This is a genomic window from Synechococcus sp. H55.7 (genome assembly GCF_047462395.1).
Lineage (GTDB): Bacteria > Cyanobacteriota > Cyanobacteriia > Thermostichales > Thermostichaceae > Thermostichus.
Map to the genome: position 1 here is coordinate 1 of NZ_JANSJD010000001.1, position 21,295 is coordinate 21,295.

The window sequence follows — 21,295 nt, forward strand, 5'->3', positions numbered from 1 at the left end:
CAGCAGAACCTTCTGCCGGAGTTCAAGCAGGCGTGGCCGGAGTTTGCTCAACTCAACTCCCATTCTCTGCAAGCTACGGTCAAGCGGGTAGATTTTGCCTATCAGCGCTTCTTTCAAGGGCTGAGTAAAAAGCCTAAGTTCAAGTCAATCAAGCGGTACTCCGGCTGGACATATCCCAGCAGTTCGGGGTGGAAAGTAGCCAGCAACGGTAAGCACGGTAGCGTTACCCTCAATGACCTGGGCCTCACCCTGAGGATGCGGGGCAAAGCCAAGGACTGGGGGAAACCTACCACACTAACTATTGTCTACAAGCCAACTTTACGGCAGTGGTATGCTTCCTTCACTGTAGAAGTGGAAGTGCCTCAGCCTAAGTTTGGTTCCCAGTCAGACTTGAAGTATGAGTCCATCGTTGCCTACGACTTGGGCACCGAGACCGCCATAACCCTATACGACGGGAGTGAGTTCCATGAGGTTGCCAATCCTCGGTTTACGCAGAGGAGTGAGGAGAAGGTTCGCAAGACCGCCAAACTTAAGCGGCGAAAGCGTGCACCCAGGAAGGGAGTGAAGGCTTCCAGGAGATGGAAGAAAATCAACCGACTAGAGGCTAAGCTCCAAGCCAAGGTTGCCCGTCAGCGTAAAGACTGGCAACACAAGGTTACCTCAGAGATTGCGCGTCGTTATGACATCGGGGTAACTGGTCGCGTTAGCGGGACGGAGTCCTTAAAGCTCAACGTCAAGAACATGACCCGTAAAGCTAAGGGTAAAGGGAAGAAGCGCAAGGCCGGACTAAACAAGTCTATTTTGTCGGTAGGTTTTGCAACCCTCAACCGGCTGCTGACCTACAAAATTGAGCAGAGAGGTGGTCTGGTCTTGTTTCTTCCTACACAAACCCTCAAGCCGTCTCAGCGCTGCCCGCGGTGCGGTGCTGTTCACAAGGAGTGGGCAGACCTGATTAACCGTTACCATGTCTGTTCTGCTTGTGGGTTTGCGATACCGCGAGACAGGGGAACGGTGATGGTACTGTACAACGTTGCTACTAATTGGACTCCGTCCCGCTGCCGCGAACAGCAACCGGGGCTGGGAACCAGCCTCGTGAGTCTTGGATGCTTCAGCTCTACTTCACAGACCCGGTACACGGGATCCATGAAGCAACTGGGGCAGAAGAAGAGACAAAAGCTCTGCTGTCAAGCGGATGGGGAAACCCCACCCGCCTGCGCGGTGGGGTAGTTCATCTACGGCTTGCGCCAGCGGGATAAAGTTTTCACGATGCTGCGCGGCAAGTTTTGCTCAGGGAGCGATGGTGATCGGCGAGGGGCTGGTTTGGGTAGCTCTTTGCCCGCCCCGCTCCAGGATCACCTCGATGAGGCCGTTGTTGACCGGCTGCATGTTGAAGGGCAGTTGTTGCTGGGTTTCATAGAGTCCGGGCGCCACCTCCCGCATCTCCACCTCTGGCGTCACCCCGACGATGCGAAAAGCTGCCCGCCCCCCTGGATCCCCTCGCATCGTGACTTTGAGGATCTCGCCCATGCGCAGGCTGGTGCTGTTGGTGGTAATGCTAAAAATCTGAGGCGGCCCAGCAGCGACAGGCCGAGAAGCTGGCTGAATGGTGGAGCGGGTTCCCTTGGATCCATCGATTGCAAAAGGGAAGATCTCGCGATACTCCTGGCTGAGGCCGTCTTTGCTGAGCACAATTCGCAAAACAGGGTTGCTGGCTTGGTGGGTGGGGGCCACCACGTAGGTGCCCTCGTAGTGGTTGGGTCGCACCTCCCGCATCGGCTGGTTCAGGGCCAGATTCCCCAAATCAAACTGGGCGATCCCTCCCGAGTCACCCCAGATGGCAATGGTGAGGATATCCCCTTCCACTAGGTCGCGCTGGGGATCCAGTCGAATCGCCTCAATACGTGGAGAGCGGTTGCCGGCTGCGGTCAGAGGAGCGGGGGTAGCCGGCTGCGGCAAAGGGGCGGGGGGAGGAAACACCGGTTCTACCGACGGGGGAGCGACATTGCCCAGGGCCAGTTGAGGGAGCCGCCGCTGAACGCGGGTACTGACTCCATTGAGGCTCAGTTGGATGCGGATGTCGGGGCCAAAGGCACTGTCTTGAGGGCCAAGGGTGTAAACGGCGCGGTAATAGCCGGGCTGCACTTCTTCCATGGGCAAACCCCGCACCAGGTCGCCAATATCCACCGTGGCCCTGCCGTTGGGAGTGCCCTGGGCCTCAACGGTCAAGGCTTTCCCTGCCGGCACCACTCCCGACTCAGGGATAACCCGCGTTTGCAAGATTTCGGGTTGGATGGTCTCGGCCACCGCAGCGGGAGAAGGTCGCAACTGCACCACCGGAGGCGGCAAGGGTGGAAGCTGACCGCGATACACCAACGCCTGATGTAACAGCACCGCCCCCTCAGCTCGGCTCAGCACCCGATTGGGCCGCAGCCGGGCGGGATCCGGCACATTCACCAATAGCCCCGCTTCACCCGCCATGGCCACAAAAGCCCGCCCTACCTCCGGCACCTCAGCAGCATCGCTGTAGAGAGCCATCCAGCGCTCAATATCGGCCTGGTTGGGAGCAGGCAGTTGCAGGGCCCGCACCAAAATGGCCAGGGCTTCCAGGTGGGTGAGATCTCCTTGGGGACGAAACTCGTTGCCTTCGTACAGGCGCATCGCCCCCGCCTGCAACACCGCCTGGGCCGTCCAATAGTCGGGGGTATTGGGCTCGAGATCGCGAATTTCTTGCACCTGGTTGGGGTTGGGGATGTAGCCGAAAAACTCCGTCAGCCACTGGGCCAATTCTAGTCGGGTGAGAGTGGCCGACAGCGGCTCCTGGGTGAGCACCAGATCCGTCTGACGCTCCAGCGCCGCCACGTAGGCATCGGCCCAGGCCAGCGAGGCTTGCTGCTCCACCCCTTGAGACCAAGCCGGCAGGTTGACGCTCGACCAGCCCAGCGTCCAACACAAACTCAGAGCTAGGGGCCACGAGCACCGCATAGCTGTTACTCCTGTTCCGTTGACATCCCCTCAGGGCCAGCTTATCTCAAACTTCCGCCGTGTCCTCAAGCCTTCGATACCAGTTGGGATTGCGCCCTTTGGCAGCGGGATTCTCAAAACTCGAGTGCAAAAGCTCGCCGCAGGGAGCCACTAAGAGATTTTACCTATGCGGGATGAGATCTGGCCTGGCGGCAAAGGGCCTGAGCAATTGCCTCATAACTTGTAGTTGTGCATCCAAATCCTTATCATTGTGTTATAGACTCGGAAAGTTCAGAAAGCACTTTTGCCCTTACCCCAGGGAGGAGTTTCATGGCTGGCAGCACCGGAGAGCGACCTTTTGCCGACATCATTACCAGTGTCCGCTACTGGGTCATTCACGCACTGACCATTCCCGCTTTGTTTTTGGCAGGCTGGCTTTTTGTGAGCACGGGCCTGGCTTATGATATTTTCGGTACCCCGCGTCCCAATGAGTATTTCACGGCAGAGCGGCAGGAGCTGCCGATTGTCAGCGACCGCTTCAATGCTCTGGAGCAGTTGGAGAGGCTAGCTCGCTAGGAGGGGCTGCGGGCAGGCAAGCCACTTGTTGTTTCAATTTGTAAATAAATCGTTTTTTTGCGTAGGATGAGACCTATGGCCAACAAATCTGACGAACCTGTTTTCTACCCTGTTTTTACCGTCCGTTGGCTGGCGGTGCACACTTTGGCGATCCCAACTGTTTTCTTTTTGGGAGCTATTGCTGCGATGCAGTTTATTCAACGGTGAACCCAATGGCTGATCAACCCGAAAAGAATCCCAACACCCAACCGGTGGAGCTAAACCGCACTTCCCTGTACCTGGGTTTGTTGTTGGTGTTCGTGGTTGGGCTGTTGTTCTCTAGCTACTTTCTCAACTGAGGCCAGAGTTACATTATTCTGCTCTTGGGGTTGAGAGAGGGCAAGAAGGAGCAACGTTGGCTTCTGGCTGGCCCTTATTTCTTTTACTTGAGGCTGCAATTTCTGCCAGTTTTGTCTTTTTCTATTGGAGACCAGTTGCTATGACCAGTCAAGCAAGGATTCCTCTGTGGATAGTAGCCGTGATTGCCGGTTTGGGAGTGCTCACTGTGGTCGGGCTTTTCTTCTACGGTTCCTATGTAGGCCTAGGCTCGAGTCTGTAAGTTTGAGGCTTCTTGTCTTGGGTTAGTGCTACACATCGCTAACGCGAACAATATCCCTGAACCCAGCAAATAGTAGGATAGCCTCACATCGGCTGCGCTATAGTGTGAGGTGTGGCTGAACGAGCCTTCCGCTACCGCTTCTTCCCAACTGCTGAGCAAGAAACCCTGGGCTGTGTAAGGGGAGTGACCTCAATGTAGGACACACCATGACCGGGATATCAATGCTGCCATCAACCTTTTGGCTGCTGGACAGTCGGTGACAGTCTGTGGAGTGAGTGTAAGACCTGATAGACATGAGTCTAGAGGGCAACTACGAAAAACTCGCAGGGGAAGGAAGCGGAAACCCAGATCGTGAAGTCTGGGAATCTCCCCTCTACGGCTCGTCGGGGCCTAGCGGGAGAGGATGTCAAGCCCACACCCCTCGGCAACTCACGCTTTTGGGCCGGAAACTGGCTATGGCTGCCCCACTCTGGGCCACCGGCGGGGCCATTCTGCGGCTGCTGCGCTGGCACAAGCCGGCAGGGCGATTGATTTTGATGATCCCGGCCCTGTGGGGGGCCTTTTTGGCCGGGCGGGGAACGCCCCCCTGGCCGTTGATCGGGATCCTGATTTTGGGCAGCTTGGCCACCAGTGGGGCGGGCTGTGTCATTAACGATCTTTGGGATCGGGATTTGGATCCACTGGTGGAGCGCACCCGCAACCGCCCCTTGGCCAGCCGGGAGCTGACGGTTGGCGTCGGGATCCTGATGGCCCTGCTGAGTTTGGCCTGCGCGGCAGGGCTGGCGCTGTTTCTCAACCCGGTCAGTTTTGCCCTTTGTGTGGCGGCAGTGCCGGTGATTCTGCTCTATCCGGCGGCCAAGCGGGTGTTTCCGGTGCCCCAACTGGTGCTGTCCCTGGCCTGGGGATTTGCCGTGCTCATCAGTTGGACGGCGGTGAGCGGTCAAGACCCGAACACGCCCCTATGGGAGGAAGGGTTGGGCTGGCTGTGGCTGGCCACGGTGTTGTGGACGTTGGGGTTTGATACGGTCTACGCCCTCTCGGATCGGGAAGACGATGAACGGGCCGGGATCCACTCCAGCGCCCGTTTTTTCGGGCGACAGACGCCGACGGCGGTGGGACTGTTTTTTTTGGGTGCCGCCATCGCTCTGTTGGGGGTGGGGATCAGCCTGAGGTTGCACTGGGTTTATTTCCTCAGCCTGGCCATTGCTGCCCTCCTCTGGGCCCGGCAAACCTGGCAGCTTTACCAGGTCAATCCCCCTCCCACTCTGTACCCGGCCATCTTCGGCCAAAATGTGGTGCAAGGGTTTATCCTGCTGGCGGGGATGATCGGGGGATCCTTATTGGCCTAAGGGATCCTTTTTCAAGCTCGTTGGATTGGGATTATTGGGGAACCTGAATTTGCAGGCCCTAGATCCCGGCAGCCTGCCAACCAGACGGAGGCGGCCCGTGTCCACAAGCAAACTGTACAATGACGACAACTCCAAGGATCTCAGCCCCCGATGGCCCCCCTGAGCGGCAGCGAGCCTCCCTATGACATTCTCATCCTCTCAAACGGCCCTGGAGAGCTGACCACCTGGGTGCGTCCAGTCGTGATGGAATTGCGACAGCAATTGCCTCAGGCGCGCCTCTCTCTGGTGCTTGCCCCTTGCCCCCATGCTTCCGGGCAAGAGATGAGCATAGCCCAAGCGTTTATCGACGTGGATCGGGTACAGGATCCCGATTTTTTTCTGGCTTTTTTGCTCACCGGCCAAACCGAAGAAGCCTGGGATTGGGCCAGGCGAGGGGTGGTGCTGTTTTTGGGGGGGGATCAGTTTTTTGCCGTCTGGATCGCTCGCCGCTTGCGCTATCGACTGGTGGTCTATGCTGAGCATCGGCCCCGTTGGCGACCTTGGGTAGACGCTTTTGCCCTGCGAACAGAGGCGATCAAACGCCGCTACGACGGGGGACGCCTCCTGGGCCACCGCTGGGCCCAGAAGATGCACGTGGTCGGGGATTTGATGGCGGATGGCGTGGCCAGCGCCGTCTATTTGCCGGGGGTGCCCCTTCCCGGCTGGCTTGGCAGCAGATCCCCACAGCCGCCTGCCGCCAAACCGACGGCGGGTTTTTCTTCCCTAACTCAAGTTTTCGGCCCGCTCCAAGAGGCATCTCCCAGCCCTGTCAGTGGGATGGAGCCTGCCAAGACCGCGCTGGAACGGGTGGAGCACCGCTGCAGCGATGGAGAATGGCTACCGCGTGGCTGGCAGCGCCTGAGCGATGGCAACCGCACCCACTATCAGGTGGGATTGCTCCCCGGCTCCAAACCGGCCAAGCTTTCTCTGGGGGTACCGCTGGTGTTGGCCGTAGCCGATGAGCTGCGACAGATGCTGCCCAATGTCCGCTTCGTGATCCCGGTGGCCCCAGGACAAACGCCTCAGTCGCTGGCCGGCTATGCCCATCCTAAGCTCAACCCCGACATGGCTGTAATCTATGGCACCTCGGCCATCCTGGAGCAAACCAATCTGGGCTCCCAATTTGTCACCCCCTTTGGCAGCATTGTGCAATTGTGGACAAGCTTTCCTGCCTATTCTGTGCTGGCCAACTGCGATCTCTGTCTGACCACTGTTGGTGCCAACACCGCCGAGCTGGCCTATTTGGGGGTGCCGATGGTAGTGGTGATCCCCACCAACAAGCTGGAGGCAATGCGCGCCTGGGATGGGATCCTCGGCCTGCTGGCCCGCCTGCCTGGCCTGGGTACGGGGTTGGCTCGCCTTATCAACAGGATTGCCCTGCGGTGGCTAAACCACTTGGCTTGGCCGAACATCTGGGCCGGGCAAGAGGTGGTGCCGGAGTTGCGGGGCCATTTGCGCCCGCTGGCCGTGGCCGAACAACTGCGAGTTCTGTTGGAGGATCCCCAACGACGCCAGCAGATGCAGACGGAATTGCAGCGGCTGGGGGGAAGGCCGGGAGCCGCGCAGGCGATTGGGCAACTGGTGGCTCAGCAGTTGGGTAGAGGCTTGAGGTAGAAGGAAGCTTTGTTTGAGCTTAATCCGGCAGAGATCCCCCTTGCGCGGGAGATCGCTTCTGGCTGCTGGCAAAAAATGCTAGAAGGGGAAGCAGTGGAGGTTCCTCAACGGAGACCATTCATGCTGACAAAGGCCAATCGCGTCAGCGAGACGGAGTCCTCGCAGCCGGCGGTGGAAAGCCCCCAAACAGAGGCGAGCGATGCTCTCCCTTCCGGCAAGCCGGAGCCAAAGCTGGGGTTTTGGCAGCAATTTTGGGAAGATGTTGATTGCGTCTTCGAGCGGGATCCGGCGGCGCGCAATCGCTGGGAGGTGATTTTCACCTATCCTGGCGTGCATGCTTTGTTTCTGCACCGCATCGCCCACTGGCTATGGAAACGGCGCTGGTTTTTTCTGGCGCGGGTGATCAGTTTCTTCGCTCGTTCTTTCACCTTAATCGAAATTCACCCGGCAGCCCAGATTGGGCGGCGCTTTTTCATCGACCACGGCTGTGGGGTGGTGATCGGCGAGACGGCGGAGATTGGCGACGATGTTACCCTTTACCACGGGGTCACTCTGGGAGGTACCTCTTGGAGCAAGGGCAAGCGGCACCCCACCCTGGAAAACGGAGTGATTGTCGGCACGGGGGCAAAGATTTTGGGGCCGGTTCGCATTGGCGAAAAAGCCCGGATCGGGGCCAACGCGGTCGTGATTCAGGATGTGGCTCCCGGCATGACGGTGGTCGGGATCCCAGGGCGGGCGGTCATCCCACCCCATCAACGCCGCATCCCTGCCCATGGCATCGACTTAGACCACCATCTCATGCCCGACCCGGTGGGGCGCGCTATCGAGCAGTTGCTGCACCGTATCCAAGACCTAGAAGCCCAAGTAGCCCGTCTCAACCAAGAGCGGGAAAAAGCTCGGCAGGATGAGGTTGGCGGCGGCTCAGAATATTCTTAGCAAGAGAGGTGTTGGTCTGTAAAAATCCAAGTCACTCGGAAGATGGGGCGGCTGACGCGGTATGCTGTGGGGGCGCTGAGCTGTTTTTGACTGATCACGCCGTCCGATGCTGCTTCAGAATCCTGTAGCTTTGTTGAGTGTTTCCGACAAGACCGGGCTCATCCCGCTGGCCCAGGCCCTTGTCCAGGAGCACGGCTTTCAACTGCTCAGCAGCGGGGGCACGGCCAGGGTGCTCTCAGAAGCCGGGATCCCGGTCACGCCTGTTTCGGCCCACACCGGCGCGCCAGAGATCCTGGGGGGACGGGTGAAGACGCTGCACCCCCGCATTCACGCCGGCATTTTGGCCCGTCTGGATCATCCCGCAGACCAAGCGGATCTGGAGGCGCTGGGGATCCCTCCCATCCAACTGGTGGTGGTCAATTTCTACCCTTTTGAGCAGACGGTAGCGCAGGCAGAGGTGTCTCTGGCGGAAGCTTTTGAGCAAATCGATATCGGCGGGCCCACTTTGGCGCGGGCGGCAGCCAAAAATTATCCCTACGTTACGGTGCTGACGGATCCCAGCCAATATCCCCGGTATTTACAACTGTTATCCGGCGGGGATGGGGAAACGGAGCAGTTGGCGTTTCGCTTTCAGTGTGCCCGTCGGGCTTTTGAGCAGGTGCTGGCCTACGACCGCGCCATCGTCAACTACCTGGCCCGGCAGTCTCAAGCTCCCCCGACCGCTCCCGAACCTGTTTTTCAACTGCGAGGGATCCCCTGGCAGCGCCTGCGCTATGGGGAGAACCCCCACCAAGCTGCCACTTGGTACGTGGTGGATCCGGCTGCCCCCGGCTGGCATCGGGCCCAACAATTGCAAGGGAAGGAGCTAAGCTACAACAACCTGCTGGATCTGGAGGCGGCCCGCGCTCTGGCGGCGGAATTGAGCCTGTGTCTGGCCGGCGAGCACGACCCCGGACAGGCGGTGGCGGTGGTGGTGAAGCACAACAACCCCTGTGGCGTGGCTGTGCGCCCATCGCTGGCTGCTGCCCTGGAGGCGGCGCTGGCTGCCGACCCGGTTTCGGCCTTTGGGGGCATCGTCGCCCTTACCCAAACCTTGGATCGGGAGACCGCCCAGCGCCTGGCGGAGCCTTTTTTGGAATGTGTAGTTGCCCCCGCTTGCACCCCAGAGGCGGCTGAGCAGCTGGCGGCTAAAAAAAACCTGCGGGTCTTGGTCTTGCCGGACTTTTGTGTGGGGCCGGCCCAGACCCTTCGCACCCTGGCCGGGGGCTTCCTGGTGCAAGAGGCGGACCGGCTCCAGGGATCCGACCGCCAACAGTCCTGGCGGGTGGTGACCGAGCGCCAGCCCACCCCGGCAGAGTGGTCAGATCTGGAGTTTGCCTGGATCGTTTGCAAGCACGTGAAATCCAACGCCATTGTTGTCGCCCGGCAGGGACAGACGATGGGCATTGGGGCCGGCCAAATGAACCGGGTGGGGGCCGTGGAGATCGCCCTCAGGCAGGCCGGCGCGCGGGCGGCGGGAGCGGTTTTGGCCAGCGACGGCTTTTTCCCGTTTGCCGACAGTGTGGAGGCAGCCGTCCGGGCCGGGATCCGCGCCATCATTCAGCCGGGAGGCAGCATTCGGGATGCCGATTCCATCGCTGCCGCTAACGCTGCCGGTATTGCCATGGTCTGCACCGGCAGGCGTCACTTTTTGCACTGAGGGCAGCCCAAACTCTCGCAAGTGGCAACGCCTGTCACGGGGTGGGATCCCTCGGCTCGCTCGCACAACTGCCGCAGAGCCGCCCGATCCACGTAGGCCTCGCTGAAATCGGCGCCGGCAATCTGCGCCCCCTGCCAAGCCGCTCGCGCGGCAATCGCCCCTGTAAGGTTGGCCCCCCTGAGATCGGCTCCGGCCAAATTGGCCAGATCCAAGAGGCTATTGCTCAAGTCGGCGCCCGACAGATTGGCCTCTGCCAGATTGGCTTTGGTAAATGCCGCCCCCGCAAGGTTGGCCCCATGCAGATCGGCGCCCTGCAAGTTGGCCCCGACAAAGCTGCTGCCCCGACAATCTTGGCCGGACAAATCCTGACCCTGCAGATCGGCATTGCTGAAATTGAGACGGGTTTGGCTGCCTGCCGGGGCTCCCCAGAGGAGCCACAGCAACAGAATGGCCGCCAGCAAGATGCCCAGCTTCCCGAAGTTGCGCCGGCAGGTCGAGGGGTTGGATTTTGCAGCCATTGGGGATCCCTAGATTGCTCGGCCACCATTCTTGCCGATTTTCTTCTCGCTCATCACACAGGGGCTGCTGCAAACTTCGATGCACCTCCCCTTGCAGCAGAGATTATCCGCCGTAGGTCACATTCCGCTCGGTGGTGCGAAATTGCAGGATCGTCAGCCCCACCACAATGAGAAACAGCACAATGGATTGCGCAGCAGCCCTGCCCAAATTTCCCGAAGACACTCCAATTTTGTAGATCTCGTAGATCAACACCGAGGTGGATCCCGAAGGGCCGCCGGCAGTCAGCAAATCAATGGTGCCAAAGATATCGAAAAATGCATAGGTCATGTTGGTAATCACCAAAAAGAAGGTGATGGGGGAAAGCAGGGGTAGGGTAATGGCAAAAAAGCGACGAAGAGCGCCGGCTCCGTCAATGGCAGCCGCCTCCAGCAGATCTTTGGGCAGATTTTGTAGACCGGCCAGGTAAAACAAAATGTTGTAGCCCATCTGCTTCCAAACGCTGGCAAAGATCACCACCCAAGGGGCCAAGTTGGGATCGCTCAGCCAGTTCAAACGTGGGATCCCTACCAGCCCCAGTAAATAGTTAGCTACGCCGCCCAAAGGGTTGAACAGGATGAAGAAGATGATCCCGGCCACCGCCGGCGAAATGGCGTAGGGCCAGATCAGCAAGATGCGATAGATCGCCGCTCCGCGAATGGGCTGGTAGGCCAACGTGGCGATCAACAGGGATCCGCTCAGTCCCAGCACCACGATGGCCGCCGAAATGGCAAAGGTAATCCCCAGGCTGCGCAGATAGGCGGCATCCGTCAGCAAGGCAGTAAAGTTATCCACACAAACGAAGCGGCTGCGCGGCGCCCCCACAAAGGTGAGCAGGGTGGAAAGGCGCAGGGTATCCAGCCCTGGGTAGTAGAGAAACACCACCAAGATCGTGAAGGTGGGCAACAGAAGCAGCCAGGCCAGCCACCCCTGCTTGAAGATACCCCTCTCTTGGGGAGTTGCTCTTTGGATCCCCAGGCGGCGCTCCTGTTCCTTGCGGATCCACGCCAGCAGCGGCCAGAGAGGGATGGCCATGCCCGCCAGCACCAGCCCCACACCAAAAACCAGGTCGATGACCTTGCGCTCCGGCGCAAAGGTGCAAAAATCCAGCGGCACCATGAAGATCAGGGATCCCAGCCCTCCTGCCAGCCCCCCCAGAGCCGCCCCCAGCAGCACAGGCCGCTCGATGCGCCGAAAACGGGATCCCACCCAGAGGGCCCCTATCAACCCCGCCAACAGCGGCACCAGCACTTGGATCCATTGCCCCATGTTCTCTCTCCCCTCTAACCTTGCAAAAGCCAGGAAAGGGGCAGGCCGCCGCCCACCCCCTATCCTCGATTTCGCCGTCAATCTGGCGGCATCCTAGCTCCTAACCAATTACTGATAGAGGGAGTTGTACTCGGCCAGCAGGCGGTTGGCAGTCTCGTTGGCCTTGGCCATGGCTTGGGCCGGCTCCCCGCCTTTGAGCATGAGATCCTCCATGGTTTGGGTGACCACATTGCGAATCTCGGGAAAAGCCCCCAACAGCGCCCCACGGGTGGCAGGAGTGACCTTGGAGTTGTTGATTTGGTCGCTGGCGGTGAAGAAGTTGGGGTTTTCCTTGAACCAGCCCTGCGACTCCAGCAAGGCTACCGAGCTTTTGCGAATGGGCAGATAGCCGGTTACCTTGTGCCATTCGGCAGCATTTTCGGTGTTATTCAGCCACAACATGAAGGTCAGCGCCCCCTCTTCCACCTCTTTGGGCAGATCTTTCACCAACCAAAGGCTGGCGCCCCCAATCAAGTTCCCCGTCCAACCCTTGTCGGCGTTGTAGGGCATGCGGGTGGTGACCAGCTCGATGTTGTTCTGCTTGGCGGCGTTGGTGATGTTGGCCGCGTCGGCGCTGCTGGTGATGGCCATGGCAACGGTGCCGGTTTGGATGGCCTGCTCCGTGGCCGCCCAATCCCGCTGCTTGCCGCTGTAGATGTAGTAGCGTTTGTCGTACATCCCTTTCCACCAAGTAGCAATGGCTACTGAAGGCTCCGAGTCCAAAAAGACCTGGGTGGCCCGGGCGGCACGGCCATTTTCGTTGTTGGCCAAGAGAGCATCTTGCTGCGCCATCCACTGCTCGTAGAACCAGCCGTGGTTGGGCCAGGTGACGCAGCCCTGAGGAGCGTCGGGAAGCGCCATGATCTTCTCGCAGGCGGCTTCCAGCTCCTGCCAGGTGGCCGGCGGCTTCTCGATCCCGGCTTTCTTCAAAATGGCGGTGTTGGAGTAGAGGATGGGGCTGGAGCTGTTCCAGGGCATGGAGGTGAACTTGCCGTCCAGGGTGTAGTAGCTCACCACCGGCTCGATAAAATCGTCGAAGTTCACCGGGATCCCGTTCACCTCGGTGCGGTTGCCCAGCGCATCGGCGATGGACTTGAAATAGCCGAAATCCCGTGCCCGTTGGGTGCCCACCTCAAACCACTGCACCACCGAAGGAGCTGCATTTTGTTGAATGGCCAGGTCGGTGGCCTGTTGAATTTCTTCGTAGTTGCCGTAGCCCTCAACAGTTACGTTGTACTGAGGAAATTGCTTGTTAAACTCTGCCGCTTTTGCGCGGGCCCAATCGAGACGGTTATCGGTAAAGGCAATCCAAACTTTGACGTTGGCAGGAGACTGGGCAAAGCTGTCGGCAGCCAGGAAGGCAGCCACCAAGCCAGCGGCGAAAGCCAGGAAAGTACGACGGGTGTTCATAGAAAAAGGCAGTTGCACTCGCTAAAGGCACATCCGAGAATACTGCACCGACATTAAGAGCAGGTTATATCTGGCCGGGATCCCCTCAGAAAGTGAACCCTCAGGCCGCAGTCAGAGTCAGATGAAATGAGCGCCCAGCCCAGGTTATGATTGGCAACTTCTCAAGGGGTCTCGAACATGAAAATGATGAAAAATGCAAGCTTTTGCCTATTATTAGCTACTGCCCTCCTGATGACGCTTGCTCCCTTTGCGCAGGCTCGCCCCCGTCAACGCGCCCGCACCGCTCCCCCGCCAACGGGTGGATCCCTAACCCCAAGCGGCGAACGCACCTTTACCCACTCCGGCACCTACACTCGCAGCGGGCCAAGCGGCAGAGCCGGTAGTGGCACCTATTCCGGCCAGGGATCCCCCGGTCAAGGGGTGGAAGGGGACTATTCCGGCCAAGTGACCACCCAACAAGGCCAGACCTGGAACCTGAACCATCGGCACACCACGACTCGCACAAGTGAGGGTTGGCAACGGCAGGGCAACACCACAGTGCAGAACGCCGAGGGCGAGACGGTGGGCAGCAGCTCGGGCCTGATCGAGGGCCAAGCGGGACAAGGCTGGCAACGCAGCGGCCAATTCAGCAACTCTCGCGGCCAAACCTACTCCACCGAGTCGAGCGGCACACCGACCGGGCCAGGAGGCTGGCAGCGGGAAACCCGTGTCTTCAATGTCGAAGGGGATCTGCTCGGTGGGTCTGAGGCGGATGTGCAGTACCGATTTGTGCCAGGGCAAGGCTGGGTGAAAACAGTAGAAGGCAATACCCTGAAGGGGCAACCCATCCGTCGCACCACCACCATCGACCCCCATCCGTGAAGGATCTGGTGGGATCCCCTGCTCAAGGCTGCCCGACCTGCCGCCGCAGCGCCTGGATCCCTGCGGCTAGACCCAACAGGACGATCAGCAGCAGGGTGCTCAGGGCCGCCGCCTGGTGGGTGTAGCCCCCTTGTTGCAAGCCAAAGATGAGCCACCCAAAGGTTTCCGAGCGGGAGGTTACCAAGAGGGCAGAGAGGGTCAGCTCGGCAAAAGATTGCAAAAACACCAGCAACACCGCTGCCGTTAAGGCCGGTGCCAGCAGGGGCAGCAGAATGTGGCGAAAGGTTTGCAGCAGAGATGCCCCATCCAGGCTGGCTGCCTCCTCTAGGCTGGTGTCCAGGCTGCACCAAGCAGCTTGCAGTGGCTGTAGCGCCAGGGCCAAGAACCGTCCCAGATAGGCCATCAGGATCAGCCCTAGGGTGCCGTAGAGGCTCAGCCCCGGCAGGGGCGGGGGCAACCACACCAAAATGAGGGACAACGCAAAAATCAGGCCCGGCAGGGCATAGGGCAAGTCCACGAGGAAGCTGAGCAGCGCCAGCAGCCGTACTTTCAACCGAGTCAGAGCATAGCCCAAGATCGTCGCCATCCCGCTGCAGAGCAGCGCTGCTCCTCCCGCCAAGCCCAAACTGTGCAGCGTGGCGCGGCGGGCCCGCTCCAGCTCAAAGAGAACCATGCGGAAATGCTCCAGCGTCAGGTTAGACCAGACTAAGGGCAGGCCATAGGCCCGCAGCAGGGCAGTTGCAGCCATGGCCAGCAAAGGCCCGAGAATGAGCAGCAAGGCTGCGGCGAAGAGGATCCCGCTGAGCAGCCAACCCAGCCAGCCCAAGCGATAGGGATCCGGAGGGGCCTCGCCTGGATCCAGCCCCTCCTGAGGCTGCTGTGACCAGGCCAAAAAGAAGAGGGCCGGCAGGCCAAAGAGCAACGCCAGCGCCGCGCTGCGCCCAAACCCATCCCCGCCGAAGTTGATCACCTCTTGGTACAGCAGGGTGGGCAAAGTCAGGTAGCGTCCTGGGATCCCCAGCAAGGCCGGGATCCCGAAATTGCCCCAGGCCCCCAGGAAGGCCAGCGCCGCCGCTGCCGCCACAGAGGACCGCAACAGGGGCAGGGTGATGAAGAGCCAAACCTGCAGCAGGTTTGCCCCATCCAGTTGGGCCGCCTCCTGAGCTTGCCTGGAGAGCCGGCTCAAGCCCGCCACCAGCGTCAGGTAGGCAATTGGCAGCACAAAAAGAGCCAGCAGCAGAATGATCCCCCCCGGCGTGTAGAAGCTCCACAGGGATCCCTGCTTCCCCAAAATCCAGCGCAGTCCCTGCTGCAAATAGCCCACCGGCCCGGCCCATTGGATCCAGGCCAAGGCCAAAACCTGGGGCGGAACCACGAGGGGAGATAAAAAGAGCACCCGCAGGATGCCGCGGCCCGGCAAATCTGTCTGGGTGGTGAGTACCGCCAGCACCAGGCCGCCGACCAGCGCCAATGTGGCTGAGACCGTCGACACCCAAAGGCTGTGAACCAGCGCCAGATGGACGCGGGGCGTTTCCAGCAACCAGCGGATGTTCTCAAAGGAAAGCCCTTCCCCTTCGCTGCTCAAGGCTCGCTGCAACAGCTTCCAGAGGGGATAGGCATGGGTCAAAACCAAAAGGCCCGCTACAGCCACCAGCCAGGGAATGATGGGGTGCCTTAACCCTTTGCTCAAGCCCTCCCCCAGAAACGTTAGACCACGCCCTTAGATCCCACCTATTCCTCAAACAACTTGGCAAAGCGGGCCTTGTCGGCTTCGCGGCTTTTGGCCAACTCCGCTGCCGGGGCGCTCAAGATCTTCAGCTCGCTCAAAGCGGGGAAACCTTTTGGCGGCGTCACACCCTGCCGCAGCGGCATGTAGCCCATCTCAGCAGCGACCTCCTGCCCCTTCTGAGACAGCAAGAAGTCCACAAAAGCCTGGGCAGCTTCCAGGTTGGGCGTTCCTTTTACAATTCCCACCGGCTCGGTAATCACCGGCACGCCCTCCTTGGGATAAACTACCTCCACCGGGGATCCCTCGTTGCGGCTGCGAATGGCAAGAAAGTCCACCACCATGCCGTAGCTTTGTTCGCCACCGGCGACGTTGCGGGCGACAGCGCCATTGCCCTGCACCAGCACAGTTTTGTTCTTTTTCAGCGCTTCGTACCACTCCCAGCCCAGGCCGGGGGTACGGGTGATCACCCCCAAATTGTAGGCGGCAGCACCCGAATAGGTGGGGCTGGGCATCACCAGCTGGCCTTCCGGAACCTGGGCTAGGGCTGCCCAGCTATCGACAGGCTGGGCTTTGGCCGTGTTGTAAACGATCACCGTGGCCAGGATCTTGGTGCCGAAGTAGCGGCAGTCTGGATCGTAGTAGGTGGCGGCGATGGCCTTGGCTTCAGGGCTGCAGTAGGACTCCAGCAAATTGCGGGATTTCAGCAACTCAAAAGTAGGCGCATCGGCCACCAGCAACACATCGGCTTGGGAACTGCCCTTTTCTGCTTCCAGCAAAAAGCGGCTGATCACCTCCTCGGTGCCGGAGCGAAAGATCTCCACGGAAACTTCTGGATAAACTTCTCGAAACGCAGCCACGGTTTTCTGAGCGTCTGCATCGGGTTGGGAAGTGTACAAGCGCAATGTCCCGGAAGGCTTGGCCCAGGCTGGGTTCAGGGATCCCCACGCAAAAGGCTGGGCAAAAGCCACGCTGCAAAGCACCGCCAACAGAGATAGAGGACGCACGGCGATTCTCCTAACCACTCCGAAATTGGGTCTTGTGTTCACTCTCACTTTACTGCCGATCTGGCACATCGGATTTTCCCTTATTTCCGGGGTGGAGTACAGCTCAGAATATCTATACCTCAACAACAATGATCCAAAAGTTATCTGCAAGTTATTTTGGGATTAAGCTTTGATTAACAAAAAGTTGCCGGTCAGATTGTGGGAGGAAGGAGCGCATTTTGGTTCAACAGCTATGCTGTCTTTATACTTCGGCCGCAGGGATCTGAAAGCAGCTTCTTCATCCAACTCCTCATCGAGAAGCTCAACCAAGACAACCAGCTTCCGACTTCACCCGCCGCCCTGCCGCACTGTCGGGAATGCCGGTGGACAAGCCGTAGCGTTTGCCTCGGTACGTCCAGAGCAAGCGGATCTTACCTTTATCCGTACCGAAGTGAATGATGTCCTTCTCCATGCTGGTTAAGTTGCGATCAAGTTGCGATCACCCTACGCACCCAATTTACCCCCTTTTACCCCAAACTCCACCCACTCTCGACTGAGGGTCGAGACTGGAAGTGCTTATCTGGAGCGGGTTTATGGCTTTGGGTGGTGGGAAGCGGGCGGACGGAATCGAACCGACAACAGCAGTTTGGAAGACTGCGGTTTTACCATTAAACTACGCCCGCACAGGCATCTGCCTCTGCCAAGTACCTATACTAGCATTTGCCGCTAGCCTCTTTCTAAGACCACCTCTGCTCAAAGCAGAGAGACGAGATGTTTCTCATCGACGCTGGAGCTGCTTCTTACGTTTCTTCTGCCACTGGCGAAACTCTTTCTCGTAGCGTTCCCCCTCCGTCTGGTAGGCGTTCCAGCCCTTAAGAGAAACTGTCAAGCCCCAGCCCATGAGTATAAACAGCGACCAAGATAGCCCCCCGCCGGAAAGCCAGTCCAAGCCCAGCAGAAAGCTGTTGACAATTGCATATCGGCCCAGCAACTGGTAAAACTGCCGACGGCGGTAGCGCTGGAACTCGCGATGCTGGTTGTTCAGCTCTTGCCAAGCCTTCCATTCCTGTTCGGCTAGGTCCAGCTCTTGGGGTGAGATCCCCAGTTCGGCGGCCATCTCCTGCAACTGGGCGCGGGTAAACTCGCCCAGGCGCGGCTGGCGGGCAATGGCCCGCTGGAGGATCTGCTGCACGTCTTCTTGGCTGTACCGGGATCCCGACATTGAGTCTACACGCAACTTTACAATTCTTAGTCCAAGTTAGCCAGATCTTGCAGCTCGTTAAGTTCGCCTTGCTGCAGAAGCCAACCGCTAGACTAAACCTAGGCCAGCCCCCCAGGCGCTTTCTCCACGGCTAAGTTACTCCTTGCCAACCGAACTTGCCAATAGGGCTATGACTTCTACCCGCCCTAGATCCCGCCAGAGCCGTCAGAGTCGGACTTCCCTATTGAGCGATCTGCTACAGGCCGTGCCCCATCTGCGCCCGCAGCTTTATTTCAAGTCTTCTCTGGTTGCCCTTAGCCGTGCCATCGAGGATCAGGTGTTGCAAGGTCAGGGATCCCCGTGGGTGTTCGCCAATTTTCAAAAAGAGCGCTACTACCGCCAGGAGGCGCGGCGCTACCGTCGCATCAGCGCGGTTGCCCAAGATGTGTTTGTGCTGGCCAGTCCCGAGACCGATTGGACTCAGGCCGACCTGCTCCCTCACTTTATTCCTGTGAATCTCGAGGATCCGCTGGCCCAGGAGTGGCATTTGATCGTCATCGATGCCCACTACACCACCTGCTTAGTGTGTCGGGAGCGGCCCTGGCAAGGCAGCGATATGGACGCAGCCCGACAGTTCGATGGCGTCTGGTCGTTTGATCGCCTGGTCGCCGCCCAGGCGGCTTTGGCACTGCTGCCCAAGATCCTCGGTTACCGTCCAGATCTGGCCCCTCGCTTGGAGCCGATCCGCCAGCATCTGGAGGGATCCCTGCAAAACTCTGCCAGTCAACTGAATCCAGGGCCCTTCACCGAGCGGCTGATCACCTATCTTCAGGCAGGGCAATACAAGCTGCAGCGGGCCTATCGCACCATTCAGGCTCAAGAGCGCAAGGAACGCTTGATCAACCGCATCAGCAGCGCCATTCGCCAGTCTTTGCATCCCGGCGATATCCTGACCATTGCGGTGCAGGAACTGGGGCAAGCGGCAGGAGTGGGGCGCTGTTTGATCTACCGCTACGATGGCCAGGTTCCTGCTGTCCAGATCGAGCACGAGTATCACACCCTGAGAATGGGCAGCCTCAAGGGATCCCTCTGGCCCGTGCAAAGCAACCCTTTTCTGCAGGAGGCAATGGCCTCAGCACACCTGGTGTGTTGCGAGGACAGCCAGAAGGATCCGCGTCTGCATTGCCTGCCGGAGCTGTGGCAGCCGGCCCAAATTCGCGCTTGGGTGGCTCTGCCGATTCTCTATCAGGGGCGGTTGCTGGGCCTATTGGAGCTGCACCACGAACACCCTCGCCGCTGGCAGCCGGCCACTCTGGAGTTGGCAGAAGCCATTGCCAATCAAGTGGGGGTGGCCCTCTTACAGGCAGAAGCCTACCAGCACCTGGAAGAGCTGAATCGCCAATTGCAGGATCTGGATCGGGCCAAGTCGGAGCTGATCGCTGTGATCGGGCACGAGCTGCGCACCCCTTTGTCCACCATTCAAGTGTGTCTGGAGTCGTTGGCCAGCGATCCTCATATGCCCTTGGAGATGCGCCAGGAGATGTTGAATGCGGCTCTGCAAGATGCCGGTCGGCTGCGGGAGTTGGTGCAGGATTTTCTCACCCTCTCCAAGCTGGAAAGCGGTCGCGTTCGCTGGCATATCGAGCCGTTGTCTGCCCAAGAATGCGTGGAGCTGGCCCTGAGCAACGTCAAAGCGCGACGGCGGCACGAGGAGTTACCCACCATCGAGCAGGCGCTGCCCAGACGGCTGCCGATGGTCAAGGCGGATGGGGAATGGCTGGTGGAGGTCTTGCGCAAGCTGTTGGACAATGCCTGCAAGTTTACTCCTCCCAGCGGGCGGATCTGGATCCGGGCAGAGGTGGAGCCATCAGCCGGCGAACCTGGAGAAGCGATGGTGAGATTTACTGTGGCCGACAGTGGACGCGGCATTGAACCGGAGCGCTTACAGGTCATTTTCGAGCGGTTTTACCAGGCAGAGGGATCCCTGCGCCGTTCTGTGGGCGGGACGGGCTTGGGGCTGGCCATCTGCCGGCTGATCATCGAGGCGATGGGGGGGCGCATCTGGGCCGAATCGGGAGGGATCAACCAGGGCAGTGCCTTCCACTTCACCCTGCCGATAGCCAACCCACAAACCCAAAGACAACCCTCGATGGCCGCCTGAACCCTAAGAAGTGAAGGTCTGCTGCGCTAACCTGGGATCCCAGCCGGCAAATGTAAACTGCCAATATCCAACAAATCAGGCTGCCGCAAAGCTCTGGCCTAGATCCGTAGCTCCCCTCTCCCTTTGGGAGAGGGGCTGGGGGTGAGGGATGGCACACCCTATTGGGAACATAGACTCAGGCAGCGCTCCCGAATCGCCTGGAGGTTAAAGGCCAAGTCCCGGCGGAGGCGCCGTTCCACCAGGCCGACCGGCATGCGACGCGGCGGCTTCACCTGCAAGTGGTAGGTGAGCAAAGTTTGATGGTTTAGCCACTCGGCCAGTTCCCAAAACCCCTCGAAAAGGAGAAAATCCCCTTCCACCTCCTGGAAGCGAAGCTGGTGGGGAAAGATTTCTTCAATGGCCAGCACCACTGCCGCCGAAAAGCGGGCAAATAAAACCTTCTGGGATCCCACCTGGCGCACCAGTTTGCGGCCATTCTCGCTGCCGAGGAGGCGGCTTTCCACCAAGTTGGGAATGAACTCCGCCAGATGGTCGTAATCGGTTAAAACCTGCCAAACCCACTGCCGCTCCACCGGGATGAGGACGCGGCCCTGCACATGGCGGCAGCGCTCCCCCAAGTCCTCCACCTCCACCTGGATGTCTTCGGGAACTGGGATCCCGTCTTCCAGGGCAGGGTCTAGGTGCCCTTGTTGGGGATCCTGTGGGGAGTCGGAAGGCATGGCCAGCAATCGGAGCGCGTCAGACTTGCAGAGCAAAGGAGAAGGGCCAGCAGCCCCAACCCAGGCCCAGTCCATTGTAATTGTGCATCAGATAGCGCACTAGGGGAAAAGGGCCTGGAACCAGGCGACGATTACCTGCCACACTTGATCCAGAAGAGCAAAGGGATCCCGCAGCTCTTGCAGCACCTGCCGCGGGCCAATCCTAAAGACCACGTACAGCACGGCCAGGAGGACTACGATCCCCACCGCCGTCCAGATGGCCTCCCGAACCACCCGCACCCAGAAAACCAGCACAAAAATGGCGATGGCCACCGCGGCCACCAGCGGCAATGTCTCCAGTACCATCGGATCCCCCCTCGTTTGGCTCAGATGTTTTGGATTTGACCCCACTGTAGCCAGTTTGAACTGAGAATAAGGTGCTCGCAAATGTCCGTTGACAAGGGATCCCATCCCGTAAAATGGGATCACCCCGATGAGCCTTCTTTGCTTGGCTAGATCTATGGACATCATCACCTTTGGCTGGGTTGCCGTTGCTGCTTTCTTTGCCCTTTCCATTGCCTTTGTGGTCTGGGGCCGTAACGGCATGTAGTGGATCC

21 protein-coding genes and 1 tRNA gene are annotated in these 21,295 nt (G+C 59.4%); 12 read left to right on the forward strand and 10 right to left on the reverse strand.

Annotation, left to right across the window (positions count from 1 at the left end; all coding sequences use genetic code 11):
* Positions 1 to 1,227, forward strand: a 1,227-nt coding sequence (locus NW851_RS00005) for an RNA-guided endonuclease InsQ/TnpB family protein (RefSeq protein ID WP_414336432.1), incomplete at its 5' end; no start/stop codon positions are given.
* 60 nt (positions 1,228 to 1,287) lie between these two features.
* On the opposite strand, the gene NW851_RS00010 is transcribed toward NW851_RS00005, so the two are convergent.
* Positions 1,288 to 2,982, reverse strand: coding sequence for an S-layer protein (locus NW851_RS00010; protein ID WP_414336434.1), 1,695 nt, complete (start codon positions 2,980 to 2,982; stop codon positions 1,288 to 1,290).
* 309 nt (positions 2,983 to 3,291) lie between these two features.
* On the opposite strand from NW851_RS00010, the gene psbE reads away from it, so the two are divergent.
* The 8 genes from psbE (at position 3,292) to purH (ending at position 9,772) form a co-directional block, all read left to right on the forward strand.
* Positions 3,292 to 3,537: a cytochrome b559 subunit alpha gene (gene psbE, locus NW851_RS00015; RefSeq protein WP_414335121.1), complete on the forward strand. Its 246-nt coding sequence runs from the start codon at positions 3,292 to 3,294 to the stop codon at positions 3,535 to 3,537.
* A 75-nt stretch (positions 3,538 to 3,612) separates the two neighbouring features.
* A complete protein-coding gene (gene psbF / locus NW851_RS00020; protein WP_414335122.1) occupies positions 3,613 to 3,744 on the forward strand; it encodes a cytochrome b559 subunit beta in 132 nt (43 codons plus the stop codon).
* A gap of 5 nt (positions 3,745 to 3,749) precedes the next feature.
* Entirely contained in the window at positions 3,750 to 3,875 is a 126-nt protein-coding gene (locus NW851_RS00025) for a photosystem II reaction center protein L (protein ID WP_011431223.1), read from the forward strand.
* 140 nt (positions 3,876 to 4,015) lie between these two features.
* The gene (locus NW851_RS00030) at positions 4,016 to 4,135 is read left to right on the forward strand and encodes a photosystem II reaction center protein J (protein ID WP_414335132.1); all 120 of its coding nucleotides are present in this window, start codon (positions 4,016 to 4,018) and stop codon (positions 4,133 to 4,135) included.
* Between the two features lie 455 nt (positions 4,136 to 4,590).
* The gene (locus NW851_RS00035) at positions 4,591 to 5,484 is read left to right on the forward strand and encodes a 4-hydroxybenzoate solanesyltransferase (protein ID WP_414335123.1); all 894 of its coding nucleotides are present in this window, start codon (positions 4,591 to 4,593) and stop codon (positions 5,482 to 5,484) included.
* 150 nt (positions 5,485 to 5,634) lie between these two features.
* The gene (locus tag NW851_RS00040; protein ID WP_414336436.1) at positions 5,635 to 7,137 is read left to right on the forward strand and encodes a hypothetical protein; all 1,503 of its coding nucleotides are present in this window, start codon (positions 5,635 to 5,637) and stop codon (positions 7,135 to 7,137) included.
* A gap of 120 nt (positions 7,138 to 7,257) precedes the next feature.
* Complete coding sequence (gene cysE / locus NW851_RS00045) at positions 7,258 to 8,073, forward strand: serine O-acetyltransferase (protein WP_414336438.1); 816 nt, start codon at positions 7,258 to 7,260, stop codon at positions 8,071 to 8,073.
* A gap of 106 nt (positions 8,074 to 8,179) precedes the next feature.
* Positions 8,180 to 9,772, forward strand: coding sequence for a bifunctional phosphoribosylaminoimidazolecarboxamide formyltransferase/IMP cyclohydrolase (gene purH / locus NW851_RS00050; RefSeq protein ID WP_414336439.1), 1,593 nt, complete (start codon positions 8,180 to 8,182; stop codon positions 9,770 to 9,772).
* Here the strand turns inward: purH and NW851_RS00055 are convergent.
* The 3 genes from NW851_RS00055 to NW851_RS00065 form a co-directional block, all read right to left on the reverse strand.
* Positions 9,757 to 10,290: a pentapeptide repeat-containing protein gene (locus tag NW851_RS00055; RefSeq protein ID WP_414336441.1), complete on the reverse strand. Its 534-nt coding sequence runs from the start codon at positions 10,288 to 10,290 to the stop codon at positions 9,757 to 9,759. The two genes, purH and NW851_RS00055, sit on opposite strands and share 16 nt — an antisense overlap.
* A gap of 103 nt (positions 10,291 to 10,393) precedes the next feature.
* Positions 10,394 to 11,596, reverse strand: a complete 1,203-nt coding sequence (locus NW851_RS00060) for a carbohydrate ABC transporter permease (RefSeq protein ID WP_414336443.1) — start codon at positions 11,594 to 11,596, stop codon at positions 10,394 to 10,396.
* Positions 11,597 to 11,704: 108 nt separating this feature from the next.
* Positions 11,705 to 13,045, reverse strand: coding sequence for an ABC transporter substrate-binding protein (locus NW851_RS00065; protein ID WP_414336445.1), 1,341 nt, complete (start codon positions 13,043 to 13,045; stop codon positions 11,705 to 11,707).
* 231 nt (positions 13,046 to 13,276) lie between these two features.
* On the opposite strand from NW851_RS00065, the gene NW851_RS00070 reads away from it, so the two are divergent.
* Positions 13,277 to 13,906 (forward strand): hypothetical protein, encoded by a 630-nt coding sequence (locus NW851_RS00070; protein WP_414336447.1) that lies wholly within the window; start codon positions 13,277 to 13,279, stop codon positions 13,904 to 13,906.
* A gap of 22 nt (positions 13,907 to 13,928) precedes the next feature.
* On the opposite strand, the gene NW851_RS00075 is transcribed toward NW851_RS00070, so the two are convergent.
* The 4 genes from NW851_RS00075 to NW851_RS00090 all read right to left on the reverse strand — a co-directional run bounded on the left by NW851_RS00075 (position 13,929) and on the right by NW851_RS00090 (position 17,840).
* Complete coding sequence (locus tag NW851_RS00075; RefSeq protein ID WP_414336449.1) at positions 13,929 to 15,596, reverse strand: ABC transporter permease; 1,668 nt, start codon at positions 15,594 to 15,596, stop codon at positions 13,929 to 13,931.
* 41 nt (positions 15,597 to 15,637) lie between these two features.
* Complete coding sequence (locus tag NW851_RS00080) at positions 15,638 to 16,639, reverse strand: ABC transporter substrate-binding protein (protein WP_414336451.1); 1,002 nt, start codon at positions 16,637 to 16,639, stop codon at positions 15,638 to 15,640.
* A 591-nt stretch (positions 16,640 to 17,230) separates the two neighbouring features.
* Positions 17,231 to 17,301 (reverse strand) — tRNA-Gly (locus NW851_RS00085).
* A gap of 95 nt (positions 17,302 to 17,396) precedes the next feature.
* The gene (locus NW851_RS00090; RefSeq protein WP_414336453.1) at positions 17,397 to 17,840 is read right to left on the reverse strand and encodes a 2TM domain-containing protein; all 444 of its coding nucleotides are present in this window, start codon (positions 17,838 to 17,840) and stop codon (positions 17,397 to 17,399) included.
* A 169-nt stretch (positions 17,841 to 18,009) separates the two neighbouring features.
* Between NW851_RS00090 and NW851_RS00095 the strand changes: the two genes are divergently transcribed.
* Positions 18,010 to 19,980, forward strand: a complete 1,971-nt coding sequence (locus NW851_RS00095) for a DICT sensory domain-containing protein (protein ID WP_414336455.1) — start codon at positions 18,010 to 18,012, stop codon at positions 19,978 to 19,980.
* Positions 19,981 to 20,138: 158 nt separating this feature from the next.
* Here NW851_RS00095 and NW851_RS00100 read toward each other — a convergent pair whose 3' ends face one another.
* Positions 20,139 to 20,699 carry an SRPBCC family protein gene (locus NW851_RS00100; RefSeq protein WP_414332878.1) on the reverse strand — a complete coding sequence of 187 codons (561 nt, stop codon included), beginning with the start codon at positions 20,697 to 20,699 and terminating at the stop codon, positions 20,139 to 20,141.
* A 99-nt stretch (positions 20,700 to 20,798) separates the two neighbouring features.
* Positions 20,799 to 21,044, reverse strand: a complete 246-nt coding sequence (locus NW851_RS00105) for a hypothetical protein (RefSeq protein ID WP_414332876.1) — start codon at positions 21,042 to 21,044, stop codon at positions 20,799 to 20,801.
* A 127-nt stretch (positions 21,045 to 21,171) separates the two neighbouring features.
* Between NW851_RS00105 and NW851_RS00110 the strand changes: the two genes are divergently transcribed.
* Entirely contained in the window at positions 21,172 to 21,288 is a 117-nt protein-coding gene (locus tag NW851_RS00110) for a cytochrome b6-f complex subunit PetN (RefSeq protein WP_414336457.1), read from the forward strand.
* The last annotated feature ends 7 nt before the right edge of the window (positions 21,289 to 21,295 follow it).